The organism is Aurantimonas sp. DM33-3, assembly GCF_014334315.1.
GTDB classification, from domain to species: Bacteria; Pseudomonadota; Alphaproteobacteria; order Rhizobiales; family Rhizobiaceae; genus Aurantimonas; species Aurantimonas coralicida.
This window is the reverse complement of sequence record NZ_JACSGS010000020.1, coordinates 20,231-44,057: the sequence shown is the minus strand read 5'-3', so window position 1 is coordinate 44,057 and position 23,827 is coordinate 20,231. Positions and strand designations below refer to the sequence as shown.

Here is a 23,827-nt window from a genome sequence, read left to right as displayed (position 1 = left end):
TTGACGCTAACCAGCGCCACAGCCGTCATCGGCCTGTTAGGCGAGGGCGCAAACACCAATGCCGTCATCCTCGGGCTTGACCCGAGGACCCATTCCTCTGCGGTGCCAGTGCCGCTTCGGGGGAGGAGGGGCGCGGTCTGCGGCGTGGCGGCGGTTGGGATGGCTTGGCATGGGTCCTCGGGTCGGAGCCCGAGGATGACGCCGAGTGGGGAGGTGGGGTGTGTTTTCTGCGGATGGCGGGGGTGACGCGGCGGCTGCGATGGCGGCCGATGTCGCTCTCCTGCCCAGGGGCGACGCATCCGATGACGCTGTCGGTTTGCCGTGTGACGGAGAGTGCCTGACGCTCACCTCCACCGCAGCGGTCATCCGCCTGTCAGGCGCGGGCGCAAACATCTGCGGCGCCCCTCGAATTCTATCCGTCGCAGGCATGGTGTAAGGGTGGGCGCAGACAGGCCGACGCCGTGGCAAATATTGACATAAGGATATGTTTATGTGATTTGCCGCGGAGCGACAAGGAAACGGTGAAGCCATGACAGAGACGTCCGACAAGCTTTTCGGGGCGATGACCGAAGGCCGTTCGCCGGCAGAGGCGTCCGCGGCGCTGCGCAAGGCGGTTTCCGAGCGTATCCTGGTGCTCGACGGCGCCATGGGCACCGAAATCCAGCTTCTGGGCCTCGGCGAGGACGATTTCCGCGGGCATCGCTTCGGCGCCTGCGAATGCCACCTGCAGGGCAACAACGATCTCCTGAACCTGACGCAGCCGCAGGCGATCGAGGACATCCACTACGCCTATGCCATGGCCGGCGCGGATATCCTGGAGACCAACACCTTCTCCTCCACCACGATCGCCCAGGCCGATTACCAGATGGAGGACCAGGTCTACGAGCTGAACCGCGACGGTGCGCGGCTGGCCCGGCGCGCCTGCATCCGCGCCGAGGAGAAGGACGGCAAGCGCCGCTTCGTCGCCGGCGCGCTCGGACCGACGAACCGCACCGCCTCGATCTCGCCGGACGTCAACAATCCGGGCTACCGGGCCGTGACCTTCGACGAATTGCGCATCGCCTATGGCGAGCAGCTGCGCGGCCTGATCGACGGCGGCTCCGACCTGATCCTGATCGAGACGATCTTCGACACGCTGAACGCCAAGGCGGCGATCTTCGCCTGCGAGGAGATATTCGCGGAAAAGGGCGTGACGCTGCCGATCATGATCTCCGGCACGATCACCGACCTGTCCGGACGCACGCTGTCGGGCCAGACGCCGACGGCGTTCTGGCACTCGGTGCGGCACGGCCGGCCCTTCACCATCGGCCTGAACTGCGCCCTTGGCGCCGCGGCGATGCGCGATCACCTGGCGGAAATCTCGGCGGCGGCGGACACCTTCGTCTGCGCCTATCCGAATGCCGGCCTGCCGAACGAGTTCGGCGAATACGACCAGAGCCCCGAGCAGATGGCCAAGGAGGTCGAGATCTTCTGCGAGGAAGGGCTCGTCAACGTCCTGGGCGGCTGCTGCGGCTCGACGCCGGACCACATCAAGGCGGTGGCCGAGACGGCGGCGCGCTACAAGCCGCGCAAGGTGCCGACCATCGCGCCGCTGATGCGCCTGTCGGGCCTGGAGCCGTTCACGCTGACCAAGGAGATTCCCTTCGTCAATGTCGGCGAGCGGACCAACGTCACCGGCTCGGCCCGCTTCCGCAAGATGATCGAGGCGAACGACCTGCCGGCCGCCCTCGACGTTGCGCGCAGCCAGGTGGAGAACGGCGCCCAGATCATCGACGTCAACATGGACGAGGGGTTGATCGACTCCAAGCAGATGATGATCGACTACCTGAACCTGATCGCGGCCGAGCCCGACATCGCCAAGGTTCCGGTGATGATCGACTCCTCCAAGTTCGAGGTGATCGAGGCCGGTCTGAAATGCGTGCAGGGCAAGGCGCTGGTCAACTCGATCTCCATGAAGGAGGGCGAGGAGAGCTTCCTGAAGCAGGCGCGGCTGGTGCGCAGCTACGGCGCCGCCGTGGTGGTCATGGCCTTCGACGAGCAGGGCCAGGCCGACACGCTGGAGCGCAAGGTCGCAATCTGCACGCGCGCCTACAAGCTCTTGACCGAAGAGGCCGGCTTCCCGCCGGAGGACATCGTCTTCGACCCGAACGTCTTTGCGATCGCCACCGGCATCGAGGAGCATAACGGCTACGGCGTCGCCTTCATCGAGGCGACCCGCCAGATCCGCCAGAACCTGCCGGGCGCCCACATCTCCGGCGGCGTGTCGAACCTGTCCTTCTCGTTCCGCGGCAACGAGGCCGTGCGCGAGGCGATGCACGCGGTGTTCCTGTACCACGCCATCCAGGCGGGCATGGACATGGGCATCGTCAATGCCGGCCAGCTGGCGGTCTACGAGTCGATCGATCCGGAACTGCGCGAGGCCTGCGAGGACGTCGTCCTCGACCGCAAGCGCGCCGATGGCGGCGACCCGACCGAGCGGCTGCTGGAGCTGGCCGAGCGCTGGCGCGGCGCCGGCGGCAAGGAGGCCAAGGCCAAGGATTTGACCTGGCGCGAGAAGAGCGTCCAGGACCGCATCGCCCATGCGCTGGTCAACGGCATCACCGAATATATCGTCGAGGACACCGAAGAGGCGCGGCTCGAGGCCGACCGTCCGCTGCACGTCATCGAGGGGCCGCTGATGGACGGCATGAACATCGTCGGCGACCTGTTCGGCGCCGGCAAGATGTTCCTGCCGCAGGTGGTCAAGTCGGCCCGGGTGATGAAGCAGGCCGTGGCGCATCTGCTCCCCTACATGGAGGAGGAGAAGCGGCTGAACGGCACCGACGAGCGCTCGAACGCCGGCAAGGTGCTGATGGCGACCGTGAAGGGCGACGTCCACGACATCGGCAAGAACATCGTCGGCGTGGTCCTGGCCTGCAACAATTACGAGGTCATCGATCTCGGCGTGATGGTGCCAGCCCCCAAGATCCTGGAGACGGCGCGGCAGGAGAAGGTCGATGTCATCGGCCTGTCCGGCCTGATCACGCCGTCGCTCGACGAGATGGTGCATGTGGCCGCCGAGATGGAGCGCGAGGGCTTCGACATTCCGCTGCTGATCGGCGGGGCGACGACCAGCAAGGTGCATACGGCGGTGAAGATCGACCCGGGCTACAACCGGGGCCAGACGGTCTACGTCACCGATGCCTCGCGCGCGGTCGGCGTGGTGTCGCATCTCCTCTCCAAGGAGACCCGCGACGCCTATGTCGAGGGCGTGAAGGCCGACTACCAGAAGGTCGCCGAGGCGCATCGCAAGGGCGAGCGCGACAAGAAGCGGCTGCCGCTGGCTAAGGCCCGCGCCAACGCGCAGGTCAGCGACTGGGCGGCCTATGAGCCGGTCAAGCCGGCGATCACCGGCACCCGGGTCTTTACGGACTGGGACCTGGAAGAGCTGTCGCGCTACATCGACTGGACGCCGTTCTTCCAGACCTGGGAGATGAAGGGCCGTTATCCGGGCATCCTGGAGGACGAGAAGCAGGGCGAGGCGGCGCGGTCGCTGTTCAACGACGCGCAGGCCATGCTCAAGCAGATCATCGCCGAGAAGTGGTTCCAGCCGCGGGCCGTGATCGGCTTCTGGCCGGCCAATTCGGTGGGCGACGACATCCGCCTGTTCACCGGCGACGACCGCAAGGAGGAGCTGGCGACACTCTACACGCTGCGCCAGCAGCTGACCAAGCGCGGCGACCGGCCGAACGTCGCGATGGCCGACTTCGTCGCGCCGCTGGACAGCGGCAAGGCGGATTACGTGGGCGGCTTCGTGGTGACCGCCGGGATCGAGGAGGAGGCGATCGCCAATCGCTTCGCCAAGGCCAATGACGACTACTCGTCGATCATGGTCAAGGCGCTCGCCGACCGATTCGCCGAGGCCTTCGCCGAGCGAATGCACGAGAAGGTGCGGCGGGAATTCTGGGGCTATGCGCCGGACGAGACCTTCACGCCGGAAGATTTGATCAGCGAGGATTATGCCGGCATCCGGCCGGCGCCGGGCTACCCGGCCCAGCCGGACCACACCGAGAAGACGACGCTGTTCGAACTGCTTGATGCGGAAGCCACGACCGGCGTGAAACTGACCGAGAGCTACGCCATGTGGCCGGGCTCGTCGGTGTCCGGCCTCTATATCGGACACCCGGACTCCTATTATTTCGGGGTTGCGAAGATCGAGCGGGACCAGGTCGAGGATTATGCCGCGCGCAAGGGCATGCCCGTCGCCGAGGTCGAGCGGTGGCTGGCGCCGATCCTCAACTACATTCCGACGGCGGCCGCCGAAACGCCCGCACAGGCGGCGGAATAGGGCACAGGGCGCCGCGCCTGCGGCGCCGAAACGGGACGAAACGGGGCCGTGCAGCTGCGCGGTTCCCGCTTCCCCTTCTCATGATGCTGGAATCGTTCTAGATTGGGTTCGCTGGAAGTTAACCAGCGACGATGGTCGAGGACGATTTGATGCGGCTTACCCGCCAGACGAACTACGCGATCCGGATCCTGATGTACTGCGCCTCCAATGGTGGCCAGCTCAGTCGCATCAAGGATATCGCGGCAGCCTATTCGGCGTCGGAGCTGTTCCTGTTCAAGATCCTGCAGCCGCTGGTCGAGGCCGGCATGGTCGAGACGGTGCGCGGCCGCAATGGCGGCGTGCGCCTGGCGCGGCCGGCTGCGGCGATCAATCTGCGCAATGTCGTGGAAGTGACCGAAGAGAATTTCGCCCTGGCGGAGTGCTTCGAGACCGGCGCCGTGGATTGCCCGCTGATCGAGAGCTGCGAGCTCAATTCGGCCCTGCGCGAGGCGCTGAACGCGTTTCTCGGCGCGCTGGGCAATTACACGATCGACGATCTCCTGGGCAACAAGGCGTTCATGCGCCGGCGGCTCGGCCTGATGGAACCGGTGCACGGGCTCGCCGCGGCGAGCTGACGCGCATCCCTGCGATCGTTTGACGGGACCGGCGCACTCATGGCGCGCCGGTCGCCCTCCTGCGTGTGACGTGCGTGTGTGAGACCGCTGGCAGGATGGCGGCGGCGCTCCTATATGCCGGCCGTCACCCGCCATCTCGTCAACAGCGGCCAGCCCACTTCATGGATACCAAGGTTACCGACGCCGCGGACGCCGCCTGGGCCACCGCACCGTCCCCCTGCGTCGACATCTGCAAATACAAGCGCCAGGGCCGTTGCGTCGGCTGCTCGATGACCAAGGCGGAGAAGCAGGCCTTCCCGTCGTCGGGCGGTGCGGAGCAGAAGCGCGAGTTCATCGAGACGCTGATCGGGCGCCTGCAGGAATCGGCGCGCAACCCGGCCTTCTGGATCATGTCCTACCGGCGCAAATGCGAGCGGGAGGGCGTTCCCTGTCCGATTCCGGTGGAGGGCGACGACACCTGAACCGGGCCGCCTCAGCATGGTCGAGATATACGAAAAGGCCCGCCGGACGATCTCCGGCGGGCCTTTTTCATGTCTCGTGTCCGCCGCCGGAAAGGGCGGCGAGCGGGTCGCCTCAGGCGGCGGTGGTCTTCAGATGGGCGCGCAGCATCCAGGCGAACTTGTCGTGCTGCTCGATGCGGGCGGTCGCCAGGTCGTTGGTGGCAAAATCGCCATGCTGGTCGGCGACCTCGGCAAGCGCCGACAGGGTCGAGGAGAGGGTCTCCTGGTCCTGCATCAGGACCTCGACCATGGTGCGGGCGTCGGTGCGGCCGTCATGCTCTTCGATGGCGCTGCGCTCCAGATAGACCGAGTAGCGGCCCTCGGCATGGGCGTCGAACGCCTTGATGCGCTCGGCCAGCGTGTCCTGACCTTCGAAGTGATCCTCGTAGATCTCCTGGAACAGCGCGTGCAGGGCGCCGAAGGACATGCCCGTCACGTTCCAATGGAAGTTCTGGGCCTTCAGCGTGGCGATCGCCGTCTCGGCCAGCGACTGGGTGAGGCCGTTGACGATCTCTTCCTTCGCCGTCGGCTCGATCTTGGCTGCTACTAGTCCCATGGTCTCCGGTCCCTTAGTGGTGTCTTAGAATAATTCTAATCTAGCCTCCGAGGCCGTGCATGGCAAGGTCGCGGCAATCGCTCCCATGCGATTTTTCGCGTCAGAGCGTCCGGGCGAGGGAGGCCGCAAGGAAGCGCAGCCAGCGCCGGCCCTCGGGGCGGACCCGCCAGGCGACCAGCGCACCGGCGGCGGCGTTCTCGCCTGCGCGCAACACCGCGAGAAGGCGCAATAGCCAGATCTCATCGTCCGAGGCCTGTTTCGCGCCGGGACGGTAGAACACCATCTCGCGCAGGCTCTGGCCGGACAGGCCGCGGAAGAAGGCGATGGCGAAGCGCTCCAGCGAGACGTTCTCCTCGCCGGCGAGAAGGAAGCAGGCCCGTTCGAGATCGGGCTTCGGGGCGAGCCGGCTGCGCAATGCGAACCAGCGCAGGCGGTTCAGCTCGTCGCGTTCGGCATCGGTGAGCTGGGGCGCGGCGGGACGGACCGTCGGGCAATTGCCGCCGGGAAAGGCGAGGATTCGCGCCGGGGCGCGCCCGGAGGAGGGAAGTGTCTCGGGCAGGGGCAGTGCAGACATTCAGGCAACCGCGTTCTGTAAGAAGACCGCGCCGGGAACCCGCGACAGGGAATCGCACCCGACGTCTCGAACCGTTCTAAACTTGACAACCACTTTCATCTATTCATAGCAGACCGGGAATGGAAGGGAAGTGCCGCAGGCCGGATCGAGACCGCCGCGTCACTCGCCCCTTCGCCATCCGACTATCACAGGAGCGCCCGTGGCCAAACGTTGGGCCGATGCCCCGTCCCCGTGCATCGATATCTGCAAATACAAGGATGGCGGCCGCTGCATCGGCTGCGCCATGACCAAGCCGGAAAAGAAGCGGTTCAAGCGGCTGGACGGCAAGGCCGAGAAGAAGGCGTTCTTCCGCACCCTTGCCGAGCGGCTCGTCAGGGCCGGGCGCTACGACCGCTGGGCGCATGTCTATCGGCGCAAATGCGACAAGAAGGATCATCCGTGCCCGCTGGACAAGCTGGAGGTGCCGGCCGAGGCGTGATCGCGCGGGGCGGAAACGGTTGAGAGATCGATTCCGGACCATCCGGCAATGCCTTGTGCTCACACGGCAAAAAGGCGGCGCGCCAGCCAGGCGCGCCGCCTTTTTCATGAGCTGAACCGGTTCACGAGGCGAACCGGCCGAGCCGGAGGCTATTCGGCCGGCGCCGGTGCCGGCGTCGCTGCGCCATCGTCGCCGGAGGTCCGAGCCGCGTGGCTGCCGCGGGCCGGCTGCTTGCGGGCGAGCAGCTTGTAGAACAGCGGGATGAAGAAGATCGCGACGAAGGTTGCCGCGAGCATCCCGCCGATGACGCCGGTGCCGATGGAGTGGCGGCTGGCCGAGCCGGCGCCGGTGGAGATCGCGAGCGGCACGACGCCCAGGATGAAGGCGAGCGACGTCATGACGATCGGCCGGAAGCGCAGCTTGGCGCCCTGCAGCGCGGCGTCGAAGGCCGACAGACCCTCCTCGCGTTTCAGCACCGCGAACTCGACGATCAGGATTGCGTTCTTGGCCGCCAGTCCGACCAGCGTGACCAGGCCGATCTGGAAGTAGACGTCGTTGTCGAGCCCGCGCAGCCAGATCGCGAGGAGCGCGCCGAACATGGCGAAGGGCACCGCCAGAAGCACCGCGATGGGCAGCGACCAGCGTTCGTACTGGGCCGACAGGATGAGGAAGACCATCAGGATGCCGAAGCCGATGGCGGCGAGCCCGGTGCCGCCCGAGGCGATCTCCTGATAGGCCGAACCCGTCCAGGCGACCTGATAGCCGTCGGGCAGCTTTTCGGCCGCGATCTCCTGCATGGCCTGCAGCGCCTGCCCCGACGAATAGCCGGGGGCGGGGCCGCCGGAGACCTTGGCCGCGGTGAAGGCGTTGAAGCGCTCGATGAGGTCCGGGCCGACGATGCGCTCGACCGACAGGAGGGCGTCGAGGGGGATCATCGCGCCGTTGTTCGCCTTGACGTAGACGAAGCGCAGATCCTGCGGCTTCTCGCGGAAGTCGGATTCGGACTGGAGCGAGACCCGGTAGTTGCGGCCGAGCAGGGTGAAGTCGTTCACATAGAGCGAGCCGAAGGTCGACTGCATGGTCTCGAAGATCGAGGAGATCGGCACGTCCTGCGCCTTGGCCTTCTGACGGTCGACGTCGATCTGGTACTGCGGGACGTTGGCCGAGAAGGTGGTGCGCACGCCGGCCAGCTCCGGCCGCTCGGCCGCCGCCGCCACCAGCGCGCTGGTCGCCGCGACCAGTTCCTGGGAGCCGCGGTTCTGCCGGTCCTGCACGAACAGGTCGAAGCCGCCGGTGGTGGACAGGCCCTGGATCGGCGGCGGGTTGAAGGCCAGCACCATGCCGTCCTGGATGCCGGCATTCATGCCCATGATCGGGCCGGTGAGGTTGCGGGCGTCGAGCGACGGGTCCTCGCGTTCCGACCAGTCCTTGAGGGTGACGAAGGCCACGCCCGAGCTGGACTTCTGGGTTCCGGCCAGGAGGTCGAAGCCGGCGAAGGCGACCACGTCGGCGACCGCCGGATGCTCGCGCACATTCGCGCTGACCTGCTCCATCACCTCCGTCGTGCGGGCCAGCGAGGCGGCCGGCGGCAGGATGGCGATGGCGAAATTGACGCCCTGATCCTCGTCGGGGACCAGCGAGCCGGGGATCGTCTGGAAGAAATAGTAGCTGCCGCCGACGATGCCGGCGAACAGGACGAGGGCGACGACGGCCCGGCGCATGATGAAGGCCACGCCGGCGCCATAGGCGTTGGTCAGCTTGTCGAAGCCGGTGTTGAACCAGCGGAACGGCGCCCAGGGCTCGGAATGGCCCTGCTTCAGGAGAAGGCCGCAGAGCGCCGGGGTGAGGGTGAGGGCGACGATGCCCGAGATCACCACCGACACGGCGATGGTGACGGCGAACTGCCGGTACATGGTGCCGGCGAGGCCGCCGAGAAACGCCACCGGGATGAACACGGCGCACAGGACGAGCACGATGGCGATCACCGGGCCGGCGACTTCGGTCATCGCCTTGGCGGTGGCGTCCTTGGCGTTGAGCCCCTCCGTCGTCATGATCCGCTCGACATTCTCCAGGACCACGATGGCGTCGTCGACGACGATGCCGATGGCCAGGACGAGGCCGAACAAGGTGAGAAGATTGATCGAGAAGCCGAGCGCCAGAAGCACGCCGAAGGTGCCGATGATCGACACCGGGACGGCGAGCATCGGGATCAGCGTCGCCCGGAAGCTCTGCAGGAAAATGAAGACGACCACGAAGACCAGCGCCATGGCCTCGATGAAGGTCATGATGACCTCCTCGATGGAGGCCTCGATGAACTTGGTGGTGTCGTAGGGAATGGCGAAGCTGATGCCATCGGGGAAGGAGCCGGAGAGCTCCTCCATGCGGGTGCGCACGCCGCTCAGCGTGTCGAGGGCGTTGGCGCCCGGCTGCAGGTAGATGCCGATGGGCACCGTCGGCGTGCCGTTATAGGTGGCGTTGAAGCCGTAATCCTGGGCGCCGAGCTCGACCCGCGCGACATCCTTCAGGAGCAACGAGGAGCCGTTCTCGTCGGAGCGCAGGATGATGTTCTCGAAGGCCTCGGTGTCGGGCAGGCGCCCGGCCGTGGTCACCGAATAGGTGAAGGCGAGATCGGTGTTGGTGGGCGGCGCGCCGAACTGGCCGGCGGCGAACTGGGCGTTCTGGTCGCGCACGGCGGTGGCCACGTCGCCCGGCGTCAGGCCGTAGGAGGCCAGAGCGTCGGGCCGCAGCCAGATGCGCATGGAATAGTTGCGGGCGCCGAAGAGCTGCGCCTCGCCGATACCGGGCAGGCGCTTCAGCTCGTCGAGAACGTTGAGCAACGCGTAGTTCGACACATAGGTGGCGTCGTAGCGCGGGTCCTCCGACGACATGGTCAGAACCGCGAGGATCGACGAGTTCTGCTTGGCGACGGTGACGCCGAGACGCTGGACCTGCTCGGGCAGCGAGGCATTGGCCTGCTGGACGCGGTTGTTGACGTTGATCGTCGCCTGATCGGGATCGGTGCCGCTGGCGAAGGTGACGGTGATCGTCGCCGTGCCCGTCGAGGAGTTCGTGGACTGCATGTAGAGCATGTCCTCGACGCCGTTGATCTGCTGCTCGATCGGCGCGGAGACGGTCTGGGCGATGGTCTCGGCGCTGGCGCCGGGATAGGAGGCGCGCACCTGGACCTGCGGCGGCACCAGCTGCGGATACTGCTCGATCGGCAGCGCGCTGATCGACAGCAGGCCACCGAGGGTGATCAGGATCGAGATGACGGCCGCGAAGATCGGCCGGTCGACGAAGAACCGCGCATTCATCGGGCGGACTCCGACGAAGCGTCGCCGTCGCTGGTGGCGCGGCGGGCGTCGTCGCCATCGGGCAGGGCGGTCAGGGGCACCGGCGGGGCATCCGTGCGGCCGGCTTCACCGGGCGCGTGCCCGGCATCGGCAACGACCTTGTCGTTGGCCGCGTCGACGGCGCGCTCGATCGCACCCTGCTGTTCGCCAGCCGCCTCGTTGGCCGTGTCGGCGGCGGGCTCGTCGGCAGCGGCGGCGGGCTCAGCCGCGGCAGGCTCGGGGGCCTCCGTGTCAGAGGCTGCCTCGGCGGCGGGGGCGTCCGGCGCAGGTGCACCGGGCTCGGCACCGGCGGCATCGGCGTTCGCGGCTGCCGGCTGTGGGTTGACCGGGGCGCCGGGGCGAACCTTGACGACGCCCTTGACGACGACCTTGTCGCCATCGGCGAGGCCCTCGGAAATGACGATGGAGCCGTCGAGCTCGCGGCCGACGACGACCGGGCTGACCTCGGCCAGGTTCTCGTCGTTCAGCGTGTAGACGAAGGTGCCCTGCGGGCCCTGCATCAGCGCCTCGGTCGGCAGTTCGATGGCGTTCTCGATGGACAGGCCCTCGAGCTGCAGGCGTACGAACTGGCCCGGCAGGAGGCGGCTTTCGGGATTGGGCAGGACGGCGCGCGACAGGATCGTGCCGGTCTGTGAATCGATCGTGGTCGAGGTGAAGTCGATGGTGCCGGTTTCGCCGTAGGTCTCGCCATTGCCGAACATCAGCGTGACGGTGAGGTCGGACGGCGAGGAGGCGCCCTGCAACTGGCCGCTTTCGACCAGTTCGCGGATGGAGGCGGCTTCCCTGTCGGCGGCCGAGAAGTTCACATAGACCGGATCGAGGCGGCTGATGCGGGTGAGCAGGTCGCCGGTGCTGAGCAGGCTGCCCTCGGGCACCTGTTCCAGGCTGGTCACGCCCGCGACCGGCGCCTCGACGGTGGCATAGTCGAGGGAGAGGGTGGCGGTCTGCAACTGCGCCTCGGCGGCTGCGACCTGGGCTTCGGCGAGTTCGCGCGAGGAGACGGAGTCTTCGAGCGTCGCCTGGCTCGACGCGCCGCTCTGGGCCAGCTGCCGGGCACGGGCCTCGGTCCGCTTGGCCTGGCCGAGCTGGGCCTGCGCCTGGAGCACCTGCGCCTTGGCCAGCGCCACCTGCGCCTCGTAGGTCGCCGGGTCGATGTGGAACAGCAGAGTGCCGGCCTCGACGCGCGAGCCCTCGTCGAAATTGCGTTCGAGCAGGATGCCGCCGACGCGCGCCCGGACCTCGACCTCGCGGGAGGAGGCGACGCGACCGGCATATTCGTAGGTCACCGGCAGGTTCTTGCTCTTGACCGTCAGGACCGTGACGGCGGGCGGGGGCGGGGTGCCGCCGGCCTGTGCGAAGGCCGCGCCCGCGGCTGCCAGCGAGACGCCGACGCACGCCGTCATGCGCAAAATCAGGTTAAGTCCGCGCATTGTAAAACCTTTTTCCGGCCGGCCATGGCGCCGCTCTCTTGCATTGCGGCATACATACATCCATAAATGTATCGGAGCAAGGGAGGCCCGAACTTGAGACGCACCAAGCAGGACGCGATGCAGACGCGCGAGGCGATCCTCGACGCGGCGGAAACGCTGTTCTACGAACAGGGTGTCGCAGGAACGACCCTCAGTCACATTGCCGCGAGCGCCGGCCTGACGCGCGGCGCGATCTACTGGCACTTCTCCAACAAGCTGGAACTGTTCCGGGCGATGCAGGAGCGCGCGAAGCTTCCCCAGGAAGAGTTCTTCGACGAGCAGGCCTGTGCCGGCCGGCGGTCGCTGCAGGACCTCTACGAGAACACGCTGGAGGCACTTCGCCATCTGGAGCGCGACGAACGGACGCGCAAGATCCTGACCATTCTCCTGTTCCGCTGCGAATATGTCGGCGAGATGCAGGACGCGATGCTGCGCCGGGCGGACGCCGAGGCGACCATGCACAAGGCGATCACCGGCATCTTCGCGGCGGTGCAGATTCGCGGCGAGCTGAAGCACGAATGGCAGCCGAAGGAGGCGGCCACCGCCTATGTCTGCGCGGTGAGCGGCGTGATCTCGGAATGGCTGCGCTCGGATCGCGGCTTCGACCTGACCGGGGTCGGCGCGCGGGTGGTGCGCAGCGTGATCGCGGGATTTGCCTGTTCGAGCGCGCGGGTCGCGTGCCTGGAAGAGATGGCCGAGGCGCGGGCCGCGGCGAACCTGAACTGAGGGGAGGGCGGACGCACGCGCCGCATGGCGGCTGCGGCGAATGTTTTCCCCGAACAATGCCGATATTTGGAACGTGCGACGCTGCATTGCGGGGTGCGGGGTTCTATCTTCCGGCACGACTGCGATGTAGGCACGGGGCAAGGATGCTGTCCGGCCTGCCATTCTCCCGACAGCCGGGACCCGATCAATCGTGACGCGGCGCTGACCGTCGCGCGCACCGGACAAGGCCGTCTCGTGCGGTCGCGGACCATGGAAAGGAACGACGCCTGATGAGTTCTCTCGCCCAACAGCCGGAGCATTCGCCGGAGCCTGCCTTCCCGATTCCCGCCGGCGTCTTTGCCGAGACGGTGACCAAGGTCACGCACTATACCGACAGCCTGTTCGCCTTCCGCATCACCCGGCCGCAGAGCTTCCGCTTCCGCTCGGGCGAGTTCGTGATGATCGGCCTGCCGAACGCGGCCAAGCCGGTCTACCGGGCCTATTCCATCGCCAGCCCGGCCTGGGACGAGGAGCTGGAGTTCTTCTCCATCAAGGTGCCGAACGGCCCCTTGACCGAGCATCTGCAGAAGATCCAGGTCGGCGACACGGTGCTGATGCGCAAGAAGCCGACGGGCACGCTCGTCCATGACGCGCTGAAGCCCGGCAAGCGGCTGTTCCTGTTCTCGACCGGAACGGGCATCGCGCCCTTCGCCTCGGTGATCCGCGACCCGGAGACCTACGAGAAGTTCGACCAGGTGATCCTCACCCAGACCTGCCGCGGCAATGCCGAGCTGGCCTATGGCCGCGAACTGGTGGAGACGTCGAAGGCCGACGAACTGATGAGCGAGTTCATCGGCGACAAGCTGATCTTCCACGCCAGCGCGACCCGCGACGGCGAGACGCGCGGCCACCGGATCACCACGCTGATCGAGAACGGCAAGCTGTTCGAGGACCTCGCCATCGCGCCGCTGGACCCGGAGACCGACCGGGCGATGATCTGCGGCTCCATGGCGATGCTGAAGGACACGGAAGCGCTGCTGGAAGCCCGTGGCTTCGAGGAGGGCGCCAACAACAAGCCCGGCACCTTCGTCGTCGAACGCGCCTTCGTGGACTGAGGGCAGCGGGCCCGCTGCAAAGAGCGGCGGGGGGAGCGGCCGGGGCGCAGGCGCCGGCGGCCCAGCGAGCGGGCCAAATTTGCCGATCACGGCAAGGGGCAGGTCGCGAGGGCGGCCTCGCCCCGACGTCTCCGGTGGGGCGCCGGCAGGCCGCCCGTCATGCTGGCGCGGGTCTGTTGAGGTTGAGTATCAACTCAGAATGCCGCCGCGTAAGACATAGCTATCCTCACCCTGAGGGCCGTCGATAAGCGTTGGCGCAGCTTGACAGCGCCGGCGCCGGGCGGCACGCCGACCGGATGACGCACGCACCCCATGCCGGACTGAGAGTCCTGGAACTCGCCCGCATTCTGGCCGGCCCGTGGATCGGCCAGACGCTCGCCGATCTCGGCGCCGACGTGATCAAGGTCGAGAGCCCGGCGGGCGACGACACCCGCGGCTGGGGGCCGCCCTTCGTCGAACGGGACGGCGAGCGCACGGCCGCCTATTTCCACGCCTGCAACCGGGGCAAGCGGTCAGTGGTGGCTGATTTCGGCACCGAGGAGGGGCGGGAACTGGTGCGGTCGCTGGCGGCCGAGGCGGACGTGCTGATCGAGAACTTCAAGGTCGGCGGACTGGCGAAGTTCGGCCTCGACTATGAAAGCCTGAAGGCGATCAATCCGCGCCTCGTCTATTGCTCGGTCACCGGCTTCGGCCAGGACGGCCCCTATGCGGGCCGGGCCGGCTACGACTTCATGATCCAGGGCATGGGCGGCATCATGAGCCTGACCGGCGATCCGGCCGGCGAGCCGCAGAAGATCGGCGTCGCCTTCGCCGACATCTTCACCGGGCTCTACGGCACCATCGCCATCCAGGCGGCGCTGGCCGACCGGGAGCGGACCGGGCGCGGCCAATATGTCGACATGGCGCTCTACGACTGCATGGCGGGCGTCTTGGCCAACCAGGCGCTGAACTTCTTCGCCACCGGCGCCGCGCCGTCGCGGCTCGGCAATGCCCATCCCAACATCGTGCCATATCAGGTGTTTCCGGTGGCCGACGGCCATCTGATCATCGCCTGCGGCAATGACCGGCAGTTCGCGCGGCTCTGCGCCGTCCTCGACCTGCCGCAGCTGTCCGCCGATCCGCTCTACGCCACCAATGAGGCGCGGGTCGCCAACCGGGAGGCGCTGACGCCGATCCTGGCCGGGGCGATCGCCGCATGGCGCCGCGACGACCTTCTGGCCGCGCTGGAGCCGGTGGGCGTGCCGTCGGGGCCGATCAACGATGTCGCCGACGTCTTCGCCGATCCGCAGATCGTCCATCGCGGCATGCAGATCGCGCCGGGCGGCATGGCGGGCGTGCGCAGCCCGATCACCTATGGCGATGCCGAACTGTCGCTGGAGCGGCCGGCGCCGAAGCTCGGCGAGCACCAGGGCGCGGGTTTCGGCGACGGTGGCTGATCGCGTCCGTCGAAAGGGCCGCGCCGCCTAGACGGCGAGGTGGCTGGAGACGATGTCGGGATCGGCTTCCATCTCGGCAAAGCTGCCGGTGAAGCGGACGGTGCCGGTCTCGATGATCACCGCGCGGTCGGCGATGGCGCGGGCAAAGCCGAGATTCTGCTCCGACAGAAGCACCGACAGGCCTTCGCGCTTGAGGTCGCGGATGGCCGCGGCCATGGCGTCGACGATGACCGGCGCGATGCCCTCGGAGGGCTCGTCGAGCAGCAGGGTGCGCGGATTGCCCATCAGGGTGCGGGCGAGGCTGAGCATCTGCTGCTCGCCACCGGACAGGCGCCCGCCCTTCTGGCCGCGGCGTTCGCCGAGATTGGGAAAGAGGTCGAACAGCCGCGCCGGGGTCCATGGCGTGTCCGCGTCCGCGGCGTCGCGGCGGCCGACTTCGAGGTTTTCCGAGACCGTCAGATCCTTGAAGATGCGGCGGTCCTCAGGGACGTAGCCGAGGCCCAGCCGCGCGATGCGGTAGGGCGGCAGGCCGGTGATGTCGGCACCGCGATAGCGCACCGTGCCGCGGCGCGGGCGCACGAGGCCCATGGCGCTCTTCAGCGTCGTGGACTTGCCGGCACCGTTGCGCCCGACGAGGGCGACGATCTCGCCTTCGTTCACGGTCAGCGACACGCCATGCAGGATGTGGGCGTCGCCGTAGAAACTGTCGATCGCTTGCAGTTCAAGCATTTGGCGAGACTTGTTCAGTGACTGATTCCGGTGTGCCGCCGCCGAGATAGACGGCGCGGACGGTCGGGTCGGCGCGGATCGCGTCGGCGGTGCCCTCGGCGATGACGGCGCCCCGGTTGAGCACCACGATGCGGTCGGCATGGGCAAAGACCACATCCATGTCGTGCTCGGTGAAGAGGACGCTCAGGCCGGTGTCCTCGACGATGCCGCGCACCAACGTCATCAGGGCGGTGCGCTCGCGCGGCGCCATGCCGGCGGTCGGCTCGTCCATCAGCAGGAGCCGCGGCGATGCGGCAAGGGCGACGGCGAGTTCCAGCCGCTTGACGTCGCCATAGGCGAGCTCGGCGGAAGGACGGTCGGCGGCCTCGGACATGCCGACAATGGCCAGCAGGCGGTCGGCCGCCTCACGCTCGGCGATGACAGCACGGGAGAAAAAGTCGAAGGGGCGCTTGCGATGGGCGAGGAGAGCGGTCTGCAGGTTTTCGCGCACCGTCATGGAGGTGAAGGTCTGGGTGATCTGGAAGGTGCGGCCGACGCCGCGCCGGGCGATGCGGCGGGCCGGCAGGCCGGCGATCTCGGACCCGAACAGCCGCACCGAGCCGCGATCGGGGCGCAACTGGCCGTTGAGCATGTTGAAGGTGGTGGATTTGCCGGCGCCATTGGCGCCGATCAGGGCCAGCATCTCGCCCGACGCGACGTGAAAGCCGACGTCGTCGACCGCGACGACGCCGCCGAAGGCCTTGCTCAGGCCGCGGATTTCCAGCGCATTCATGCCGGCGCTCCGGAAGCACCCGGGGTACGGCGGCGGACGCGGCCGGCCAGCGACCGCAGGCCACCGGCGATGCCCTGGGGCGCCAGAATGCAGACGGCGAGGATGATGACGCCGAAGATCGACCGCCAATAGGGCAGCCGGCCGACCCAGTCCTCGATACCGACGAAGATCGCGGCGCCGGCGATCGGACCCGACAGGGCCTGCACGCCGCCGATCAGCACCATCAGCAGGGCGTCGACGGACTGGCCGACCGCCAGGATGGTGGGAAAGACGCTGCCCTTGGCAAAGACGAAGACCGTGCCCGCGAGGGCTGCGAAGAGGCCGGCGATGACGAAGGCTGCGAGCTGGCGGCCGCGCACGTCGAGGCCGATGGCCTCGGCGCGCAGGGGCGAGTCGCGGGTGGCGCGCAGGAGATAGCCGAAGGGCGCATGGGCGATGCGGCGGATCAGCCAGAGGCCGCCGGCGCACAGGCCAAGGGCGATCAGGTAATAGACCGTGCGGGAGGCGGCGAAGCGGTCGGGCCAGACGCCGAGAATGCCGTCGTCGCCGCCGGTGACATCCTGCCATTGCAGGGCGACGGCCCAGAGGATCTGGGCGCCGGCAAGGGTCAGCATGGCGAGATAGACGCCGGAGAGGCGCACGCAGAACCAGCCGATGACCAGCGCGCCGAGGCCGCCGGTGGCCACGCCCAGCGCCATGGCGGCGAACATCGGCAGGCCGAGGGCCGTGGCGGCCAGCGCCGCACCATAGGCGCCGAGGCCGAAGAAGGCGGCGTGGCCGAAGGAGATCATGCCGCCGAGGCCCATGATGAACTGCAGGCTGGCGGCAAAGAGGGCGGCGACGAAGAAATCGGTGAGCAGGATCAGGGCAAAGCCGGATTCGACCAGCGGCAGCAGCGCGAGACCCGCAACGGCGAGGACGACGAGGATCGTCACTGTGCGGCCGGGCAGCCGCAGGGTGGCGCCGCGTTCGGCCGGGGCCGGCGCGACGAGGGCGGCCTGGCCGAACAGGCCGTAGGGCCGCACCACCAGGATCGCGGCCATCACCAGGAAGGGCAGGACAGTGGCGAGGGTCGGAAACCACAGGAGGGTGAAGGCATTGAGGACGCCGATCAGGACGGCCGCCGCATAGGCGCCGCCGATGGAGCCGAGCCCGCCGACGACGACGATGACGAAGGCCTCGACCACCACGTCGAGATCGAGGGCGAGGCTGACGGCTTCGCGCGGGGTCTGGAGGGCGCCGGCAAGGCCGGCAAGGAAGGCGCCGAGCATGAAGACCGTGGTGAACAGGCGCGCCTGGTCGACACCGAGGGCGCCGGTCATCTCGCGGTCCTCCGTCGCGGCGCGCACCAAGGTGCCCCAGCGGGTGCGGTTGAGGACCAGCCAGACGGCGACGAGGACGACCGGGCCGGCGGCGATGAGGAGGAGGTCGTATTGCGGCACCGGCTCGCCGAAGATCCGCAGGGCGCCGCCAAGACCGGGGGCGCGGGGCGCAAGCAGGTCTTCCGGCCCCCAGATCGCCAGCGCGACGTCCTGGATGACGAGGAGAACGCCGAAGGTGGCGACGAGCTGGTAGAGCTCGGCCGAGGCGTAGAGCCGGCGCAGGATGACGATCTCGATCAGCCCGCCGATCAGCGCCACTGCGACGGCTGCTGCGAGCATCCCGCCCCAGAAGCCGAGATGGCCGGTCGGCAGCCAGGTGACGGCCGAATAGGCGACATAGGCGCCCAGCATGAACAGCGAGCCGTGGGCGAAATTGACGATGCGGGTGACGCCGAAGATCAGCGACAGGCCGGCCGCCACCAGGAACAGCGACGACGCGTCGGCAAGGCCGGCCAGGAGCTGGGCGAATACGAAGCCGAGCGTCGTCAACACCGTCTCCTCGTTGGGGATGGGCGCCGGCGCGCGGCGACCGGAGGAGTCACCACGCGCCTGCGTCAGTGCGCCGCCTGTGCGGCCAGCCTATTGGGCGGGGCGAAGCTTGCGGGCGTCCTCGGGCGACGGCAGATAGTCGGCACCGTCGGCATAGCGCCAGTCGACCATGACGCCCTGACCATCGCGCACCGCCGTGCGACCGACCCAGGCGCCCATGGTGGACTGGTGGTCGGCCTCGCGGAAGGTGAAGCGGCCGGACGGGGCGTCGGGAACCTCGAGGCCCTCGAAGGCGGCGATCAGCGAGTCGGCGTCGGTGGCGCCGCTGGCCTTCGTGAGGGCGGCGGCGAGGGCCTTCATCCCGTTGTAGCCGACGAGCGACCCGGCGTAGGGATGCTCGCCGTATTTTGCCTCGTAGGCGGTGCGGAAGGCGTCATGCTCCGGCGTGTCGATGTCGTACCAGGGGTAGCCGGTGACGATCCAGCCTTCGGGAGCCTCGGCGCCCAGCGGCTCGAGATATTCCGGCTCGCCGGACAGCAGCGAGGCGACCTCGCGGCCGTCGAACAGGCCGCGAATGTCGCCCTCGCGCACGAACTTGGCGAGGTCGGCGCCGAAGGTGACGTTGAAGATCGCGTCGGGCTTCATGGCTTCGAGGGCGCGCACGGTGGGGCCGGCGTCGAGCTTGCCCTGGGGCGGCCATTGCTCGCCGACGAACTCGACGTCGGGCTTGCGCTTCTTCAGCTCGGCCTTGAAGGCGGTGACCGCATCGGTGCCATAGGCGTAGTTCGGGGCGATGGTCGCCCAGCGGGTGGCGTCGAGCTTGGCGGCCTCTTCGGCCAGCATCGCGGCCTGCATGGCCGTGGAGGGGCGCAGGCGGAAGGTGTAGCGGTTGCCCTGCGACCAGACGATGGCGTCGGCCAGCGGCTCGGTGGCCAGATACGGCACCTGGCGCTGCTTGGCGAAGTCGGTCAGGGCGAGGCCGACATTGGAGAAGAAGCCGCCCCACACCACCGCCACGTCGTCGGAGGCGACGAATTCCTCGGCGATGCGGATGGCGTCGGCGGGTTTGCCATTGTCGTCGCGGCTGACGACCGCGACCGGCCGGCCGTCGATGCCGCCGGCGGCGTTGATCTCTTCCAGCGCCAGTTCCCAGCCCTTGCGGTAGGGACCGGTGAAGGCGGGCAGGGTGGTGTAGCTGTTCATCTCGCCGAGGGTGATCGGCTCCTGGGCGAGGCCCGGCGTGGCGAGCCCGGCGAACAGGCCGAGGGCCCCTGCGAGCGTGGCGAACATCCGTCCGGTGATCATGGCAAGTCCCCGTGTCTGCGGCCGCAGCTCCCCCGGTCTCGAGGGCCGACCCTGCCCCGGCGTCATGGCCGAAAGCGGCTGCCATCGCAAGGCCACAAGGACGTCATAGCCTCGCCAAGGCCGTATCCGGACAGGGCAAATCGCCGCTTTCGCGTCAGCCCGGCGCAGGCTTTGAGGCTTAATCTCCGGTTAACCGACGTCCGATTAGATCGCCCAGCAACCGAAAATTAACGCAGATGACCAAAGCGCTAACAGACACCCGTCCGATCCGCCTCAAGGGCCGCTCCTTCCTCGCGCTGGTGCTGTCCCCCGAGCTGCCGTTCGACAGCTGGCTGGCTCGCCTCGACGATCTGGCCGCCCGTTCGACCGGCTTCTTCCTCGGCCGTCCCATCGTTCTCGACGTCGAGGGCCTGGACATCGACCAGGCGCAGCTGAAGGAACTGATCGGCGAACTCGGCGAGCGCAGCGTCCGGATCATGGGTATCGAGGGCGCCCGCGCGTCGCTCCTCGGCTTCGGCATGCCGCCGGCGATGAAGGGTGGACGTCCGGCCGACGATTTCGAGGCGCCGGCCGCGCCGGCTCCCGCGAGCGCGCCGGCCAGCACTGCCACCAAGGCCGAAGCGCCGGCCCCGCGGCCCGAGCCGCAGCCGGTCCGGGCGATGCCGTCGATCATCATCCACGAGCCGGTGCGCTCGGGCCAGTCGGTGATCTTCCCGGAAGGCGACGTGACCATTCTCGGCTCGGTCGCGTCCGGTTCGGAGATCGTCGCCGGCGGCTCGATCCACGTCTACGGCACCCTCAGGGGCCGGGCGATGGCCGGCTCGGTCGGCAACGCCTCGGCCCGCATCTTCTGCCGCAAGCTCGAGGCCGAGCTTCTGGCGATCGACGGCCTCTACAAGATGGCCGACGACATGAACCCGGCGCATCGCGGACAGGCCGTGCAGGTCTGGCTCGACGGCGACACGCTCAAGACGGAAATTCTGGTCTAGCCGGCGGCCGACCAGCATACAGGAGAACGAGATGGCAAAAGTAATCGTGGTGACCTCGGGCAAGGGAGGCGTCGGCAAGACGACCTCCACGGCAGCGCTGGGCGCCGCGCTGGCGCAGCGGGGCGAGAAGACCGTCGTGGTCGATTTCGACGTCGGCCTGCGCAATCTCGACCTGGTCATGGGCGCCGAGCGCCGGGTGGTCTACGACCTGATCAACGTGGTGCAGGGCGACGCCAAGCTGCCGCAGGCGCTGATCCGCGACAAGCGGCTGGAGACTTTGTTCCTGCTGCCGGCCTCGCAGACCCGCGACAAGGACAATCTCACGTCGGAAGGCGTCGAGATCGTCATGAACGAGCTGCGCGAGACCTTCGACTGGATCATCTGCGACAGCCCCGCCGGCATCGAGCGCGGCGCGACCCTGGCGATGCGCCATGCGGACGTCGCGGTCGTCGTGACCAACCCGGAAGTCTCCTCGGTGCGCGATTCGGACCGGATCATCGGCCTGCTGGACGCCAAGACCGCCAAGGCCGAGCGCGGCGAGCGCATGGAGAAGCACCTGCTTCTGACCCGCTACGACCCGAACCGGGCCGAGCGCGGCGACATGCTGAAGGTCGAGGACGTCCTGGAGATCCTGTCGATCCCGCTCCTCGGCATCATTCCCGAATCGATGGACGTGCTGCGCGCGTCCAACCTCGGCACGCCGGTCACGCTGGGCGACGCCCGCAGCGCACCGGCGCTGGCCTACACCGACGCCGCGCGCCGCCTGGCCGGCGAGACCGTTCCCATGGTGATCCCGGGGGAGAAGCGCGGCCTGTTCGGCAAGATCTTCGGACGGAGAGCGGCATGAGCCTTTTCAGTTTCTTCAGCAAGCAGAGCTCGGCGCCGATGGCGCGCGAGCGCCTGCAGGTCCTGCTCGCCCACGAGCGCGCGACGGTCGGCCATTCCGATCTCGTCGGCCTCCTGCGCGAGGAGATTCTCGCGGTGATCGCACGGCATGTCCATGTCGACCGCGAGAAGGTGATCGTGAAGATGGATCGCGGCGAACAGGTCTCGACCCTCGAGGTCGACATCGAGATTCCCGTGACCGCGAGCGTGCGGGCCGCCTGACGGCGCCCGCCCCAACCCGCGGCGGGATCCCCGTCGCGGAACCGGCAAGAAGGAGAACACCATGAGCCGAGTGACCATGCTCGAGCGGCTCAAGGAGCTGCAGAAGACGCCGAAGTTCCAGAACCGCGACATCCGCACGATCAGCGCGATCCTCTCCAACGAGGCGCTGGCCAAGCATGTGGAAGCCTGCGAGCAGTCGGCGGCGCGCTGAACCGAGCGCCTGACATGCATCGAGGCCCGGCTGCAGGAGACTGCGGCCGGGCCTTTTGCATTCGTGCCGCGCAGGGCACGCAGCGCCCGGCCGTGCGGCGAATTGGCTTGCGTCGCGCCGGCCGATCGCTAGTCTGCGAAACGATCGGATTCGACGCATGCGCCGGGTCCGTCGAAGGATGGTTCCCCCGCTGCCACGCGGCAGGGGCGAAGAGGGAATGCGACGGGCCGACCCAAACAGGGGGTCCATATCGCAGCCGACCCCGCGACTGTAGAGCGGCGAGGTCTTCACCACCGGGATGCGTCGGGCCGTCAGGCCAGGCGAGACCGGCGAAAAGCCACTGGAGATGTCTCCGGGAAGGCCAGGCGAAGACCGACGACCCGCGAGCCAGGAGACCTGCCATCCACGTGCGACGTCTACGGGACGGGATGTTCCTTCAGGACCTGTGTTTCGATCCGGCGGCCATTGTGCCGCGGAGTTTCGGGGAAACGCCGGTTTTTTGGGACTATCCGCGTCCGTTCCAACAGGACACGGGAGTTGTCTTCATGCCTTTCCGCAATCGTTTCGCCGTCACGGCGCTGCTGTCCCTGATTCCGACCGCGGCCTTCGCCCACCACCCGGCTGGTGGCATGGCGCCGCAGGGCATGGGCGAGGGCCTGTTGTCGGGTCTTGCCCATCCGGTCATCGGCCTCGACCACCTGGCCTTCATCATCGGTGTCGGCCTGCTCGCCGCGCTGACCGCGCATCGCTTCGCTGCGCCGCTGCTGTTCATCGGCGCCACCGTCGCCGGCACACTGCTGCATCTGATGGCCTTCGACCTGCCGGCCGCCGAGTTCGTCGTCGCCCTGTCGGTCGCCGGCATCGGCATCCTCGCTTTGTCCGGCCGCTCCTACGGCATGCTGGCGATCGGTTCGCTCTTTGCCGTCGCAGGCCTGTTCCACGGCTATGCCTATGGCGAAGCGGTGGTCGGTTCGGAATCGGGCGCCGTCGTCGCCTATCTGATCGGCTTTGCGGCCATCCAGTATGTCGTCGCGGTCTCGGCCGGCTTCATCGCCGTGCGGCTTCTCGGCAGCGGCCTGGCCGCGCGCGAGAATTTCGGCCTGCGGGTGTCGGGCGGCGTCGTCGCCGGTGCCGGGGCGATGATCCTCGGCGAGCAGCTGCTGGCGGTCGCCGGTCTTGCCGGCTGAGGCCGGCGCGACCGACCGCCTCGTCCTCGTTCTCGGCGGCGCGCGCTCGGGCAAGAGCGCCTTCGCCGAGCGCCGCGTCGGCGAGAGCGGCCGCGCCCCCGTCTACATCGCGACGGGGCAGGCCTTCGACGCCGAAATGACCGCCCGGATCGACGCGCACAAAGCGCGTCGGCCGGCGCCGTGGCGCACCGTCGAGGCGCCGCTCGATCTCGTCGCGACCATTGAAAGCGAAGCGGCGCCGGACCGGGCGCTGCTGGTCGACTGCCTGACGCTCTGGGTGTCGAATTTGATGCTCGCGGAACGCGACGTCGACGCGGAGGCCGACCGGCTCGTGGCCTGCCTGAAAGGCCGGCCGTCGGGGCTGATCGTCTTCGTCTCCAACGAGGTCGGCCTGTCGATCGTCCCTGAAAATGCCATGGCGCGGCGCTTCCGCGACCACGCCGGGCGTCTCCATCAACTGATCGCGGCCGCGTGCGACGAGGCGATCTTCGTCGCCGCCGGCCTGCCGCTCACCCTGAAAGGTTGAAGC

At 68.1% G+C, this 23,827-nt stretch carries 21 protein-coding genes and 1 riboswitch; of the genes, 13 read left to right on the top strand and 8 right to left on the bottom strand.

Annotation, left to right across the window (positions count from 1 at the left end; all coding sequences use genetic code 11):
• Positions 1–529: 529 nt before the first annotated feature.
• From metH to H9Q09_RS20060, 3 genes are all read left to right on the top strand, one after another.
• Positions 530–4,327, top strand: coding sequence for a methionine synthase (gene metH / locus H9Q09_RS20070; RefSeq protein WP_187392511.1), 3,798 nt, complete (start codon positions 530–532; stop codon positions 4,325–4,327).
• A gap of 149 nt (positions 4,328–4,476) precedes the next feature.
• Positions 4,477–4,941: an iron-responsive transcriptional regulator RirA gene (rirA, locus tag H9Q09_RS20065; RefSeq protein ID WP_024348786.1), complete on the top strand. Its 465-nt coding sequence runs from the start codon at positions 4,477–4,479 to the stop codon at positions 4,939–4,941.
• A gap of 161 nt (positions 4,942–5,102) precedes the next feature.
• Positions 5,103–5,402 (top strand): DUF1289 domain-containing protein, encoded by a 300-nt coding sequence (locus tag H9Q09_RS20060; protein WP_187392510.1) that lies wholly within the window; start codon positions 5,103–5,105, stop codon positions 5,400–5,402.
• Between the two features lie 112 nt (positions 5,403–5,514).
• Here the strand turns inward: H9Q09_RS20060 and H9Q09_RS20055 are convergent, their stop codons facing one another.
• Positions 5,515–5,997, bottom strand: coding sequence for a DNA starvation/stationary phase protection protein (locus H9Q09_RS20055; protein ID WP_024348784.1), 483 nt, complete (start codon positions 5,995–5,997; stop codon positions 5,515–5,517).
• A gap of 100 nt (positions 5,998–6,097) precedes the next feature.
• Entirely contained in the window at positions 6,098–6,571 is a 474-nt protein-coding gene (locus tag H9Q09_RS20050; protein ID WP_187392509.1) for a hypothetical protein, read from the bottom strand.
• Positions 6,572–6,770: 199 nt separating this feature from the next.
• On the opposite strand from H9Q09_RS20050, the gene H9Q09_RS20045 reads away from it, so the two are divergent.
• Positions 6,771–7,049, top strand: coding sequence for a DUF1289 domain-containing protein (locus tag H9Q09_RS20045; RefSeq protein WP_024348782.1), 279 nt, complete (start codon positions 6,771–6,773; stop codon positions 7,047–7,049).
• Positions 7,050–7,198: 149 nt separating this feature from the next.
• Here the strand turns inward: H9Q09_RS20045 and H9Q09_RS20040 are convergent, their stop codons facing one another.
• Both H9Q09_RS20040 and H9Q09_RS20035 read right to left on the bottom strand, forming a co-directional pair.
• Positions 7,199–10,363, bottom strand: a complete 3,165-nt coding sequence (locus tag H9Q09_RS20040; protein WP_187392508.1) for an efflux RND transporter permease subunit — start codon at positions 10,361–10,363, stop codon at positions 7,199–7,201.
• Positions 10,360–11,805 carry an efflux RND transporter periplasmic adaptor subunit gene (locus H9Q09_RS20035; RefSeq protein ID WP_246716252.1) on the bottom strand — a complete coding sequence of 482 codons (1,446 nt, stop codon included), beginning with the start codon at positions 11,803–11,805 and terminating at the stop codon, positions 10,360–10,362. Before H9Q09_RS20035 ends, H9Q09_RS20040 begins: the two co-directional genes overlap by 4 nt.
• Before the next feature lie 120 nt (positions 11,806–11,925).
• Between H9Q09_RS20035 and H9Q09_RS20030 the strand changes: the two genes are divergently transcribed.
• The 3 genes from H9Q09_RS20030 (at position 11,926) to H9Q09_RS20020 (ending at position 15,127) form a co-directional block, all read left to right on the top strand.
• Entirely contained in the window at positions 11,926–12,597 is a 672-nt protein-coding gene (locus H9Q09_RS20030) for a TetR family transcriptional regulator (RefSeq protein ID WP_024348780.1), read from the top strand.
• Between the two features lie 269 nt (positions 12,598–12,866).
• A complete protein-coding gene (locus H9Q09_RS20025; protein ID WP_024348779.1) occupies positions 12,867–13,691 on the top strand; it encodes a ferredoxin--NADP reductase in 825 nt (274 codons plus the stop codon).
• 296 nt (positions 13,692–13,987) lie between these two features.
• Positions 13,988–15,127 carry a CaiB/BaiF CoA-transferase family protein gene (locus H9Q09_RS20020; protein WP_187392505.1) on the top strand — a complete coding sequence of 380 codons (1,140 nt, stop codon included), beginning with the start codon at positions 13,988–13,990 and terminating at the stop codon, positions 15,125–15,127.
• A gap of 27 nt (positions 15,128–15,154) precedes the next feature.
• Here H9Q09_RS20020 and H9Q09_RS20015 read toward each other — a convergent pair whose 3' ends face one another.
• From H9Q09_RS20015 to H9Q09_RS20000, 4 genes are all read right to left on the bottom strand, one after another.
• On the bottom strand, positions 15,155–15,856 hold the full coding sequence (locus H9Q09_RS20015) for an ABC transporter ATP-binding protein (RefSeq protein ID WP_187392504.1): 702 nt from the start codon (positions 15,854–15,856) through the stop codon (positions 15,155–15,157).
• Positions 15,849–16,628 (bottom strand): ABC transporter ATP-binding protein, encoded by a 780-nt coding sequence (locus H9Q09_RS20010; RefSeq protein WP_187392503.1) that lies wholly within the window; start codon positions 16,626–16,628, stop codon positions 15,849–15,851. Before H9Q09_RS20010 ends, H9Q09_RS20015 begins: the two co-directional genes overlap by 8 nt.
• Entirely contained in the window at positions 16,625–18,502 is a 1,878-nt protein-coding gene (locus tag H9Q09_RS20005) for an ABC transporter permease (RefSeq protein ID WP_187392502.1), read from the bottom strand. Before H9Q09_RS20005 ends, H9Q09_RS20010 begins: the two co-directional genes overlap by 4 nt.
• An 87-nt stretch (positions 18,503–18,589) precedes the next feature.
• Positions 18,590–19,804 (bottom strand): ABC transporter substrate-binding protein, encoded by a 1,215-nt coding sequence (locus H9Q09_RS20000; RefSeq protein ID WP_187392501.1) that lies wholly within the window; start codon positions 19,802–19,804, stop codon positions 18,590–18,592.
• A gap of 236 nt (positions 19,805–20,040) precedes the next feature.
• Here H9Q09_RS20000 and minC point away from each other — a divergent pair, with 236 nt between their 5' ends.
• The 6 genes from minC to cobU all read left to right on the top strand — a co-directional run bounded on the left by minC (position 20,041) and on the right by cobU (position 23,824).
• Positions 20,041–20,793 (top strand): septum site-determining protein MinC, encoded by a 753-nt coding sequence (gene minC, locus H9Q09_RS19995; protein WP_187392500.1) that lies wholly within the window; start codon positions 20,041–20,043, stop codon positions 20,791–20,793.
• A 31-nt stretch (positions 20,794–20,824) separates the two neighbouring features.
• On the top strand, positions 20,825–21,640 hold the full coding sequence (minD, locus tag H9Q09_RS19990) for a septum site-determining protein MinD (protein ID WP_009208858.1): 816 nt from the start codon (positions 20,825–20,827) through the stop codon (positions 21,638–21,640).
• On the top strand, positions 21,637–21,900 hold the full coding sequence (gene minE, locus H9Q09_RS19985) for a cell division topological specificity factor MinE (protein ID WP_024348772.1): 264 nt from the start codon (positions 21,637–21,639) through the stop codon (positions 21,898–21,900). The genes minD and minE overlap by 4 nt, the downstream gene beginning before the upstream one ends.
• Before the next feature lie 61 nt (positions 21,901–21,961).
• A complete protein-coding gene (locus H9Q09_RS19980; RefSeq protein ID WP_169513611.1) occupies positions 21,962–22,111 on the top strand; it encodes a hypothetical protein in 150 nt (49 codons plus the stop codon).
• 162 nt (positions 22,112–22,273) lie between these two features.
• A riboswitch (cobalamin riboswitch) is annotated at positions 22,274–22,530 on the top strand.
• 126 nt (positions 22,531–22,656) lie between these two features.
• Complete coding sequence (locus H9Q09_RS19975; RefSeq protein WP_187392499.1) at positions 22,657–23,298, top strand: HupE/UreJ family protein; 642 nt, start codon at positions 22,657–22,659, stop codon at positions 23,296–23,298.
• On the top strand, positions 23,288–23,824 hold the full coding sequence (gene cobU, locus H9Q09_RS19970; RefSeq protein WP_187392498.1) for a bifunctional adenosylcobinamide kinase/adenosylcobinamide-phosphate guanylyltransferase: 537 nt from the start codon (positions 23,288–23,290) through the stop codon (positions 23,822–23,824). Before H9Q09_RS19975 ends, cobU begins: the two co-directional genes overlap by 11 nt.
• The last annotated feature ends 3 nt before the right edge of the window (positions 23,825–23,827 follow it).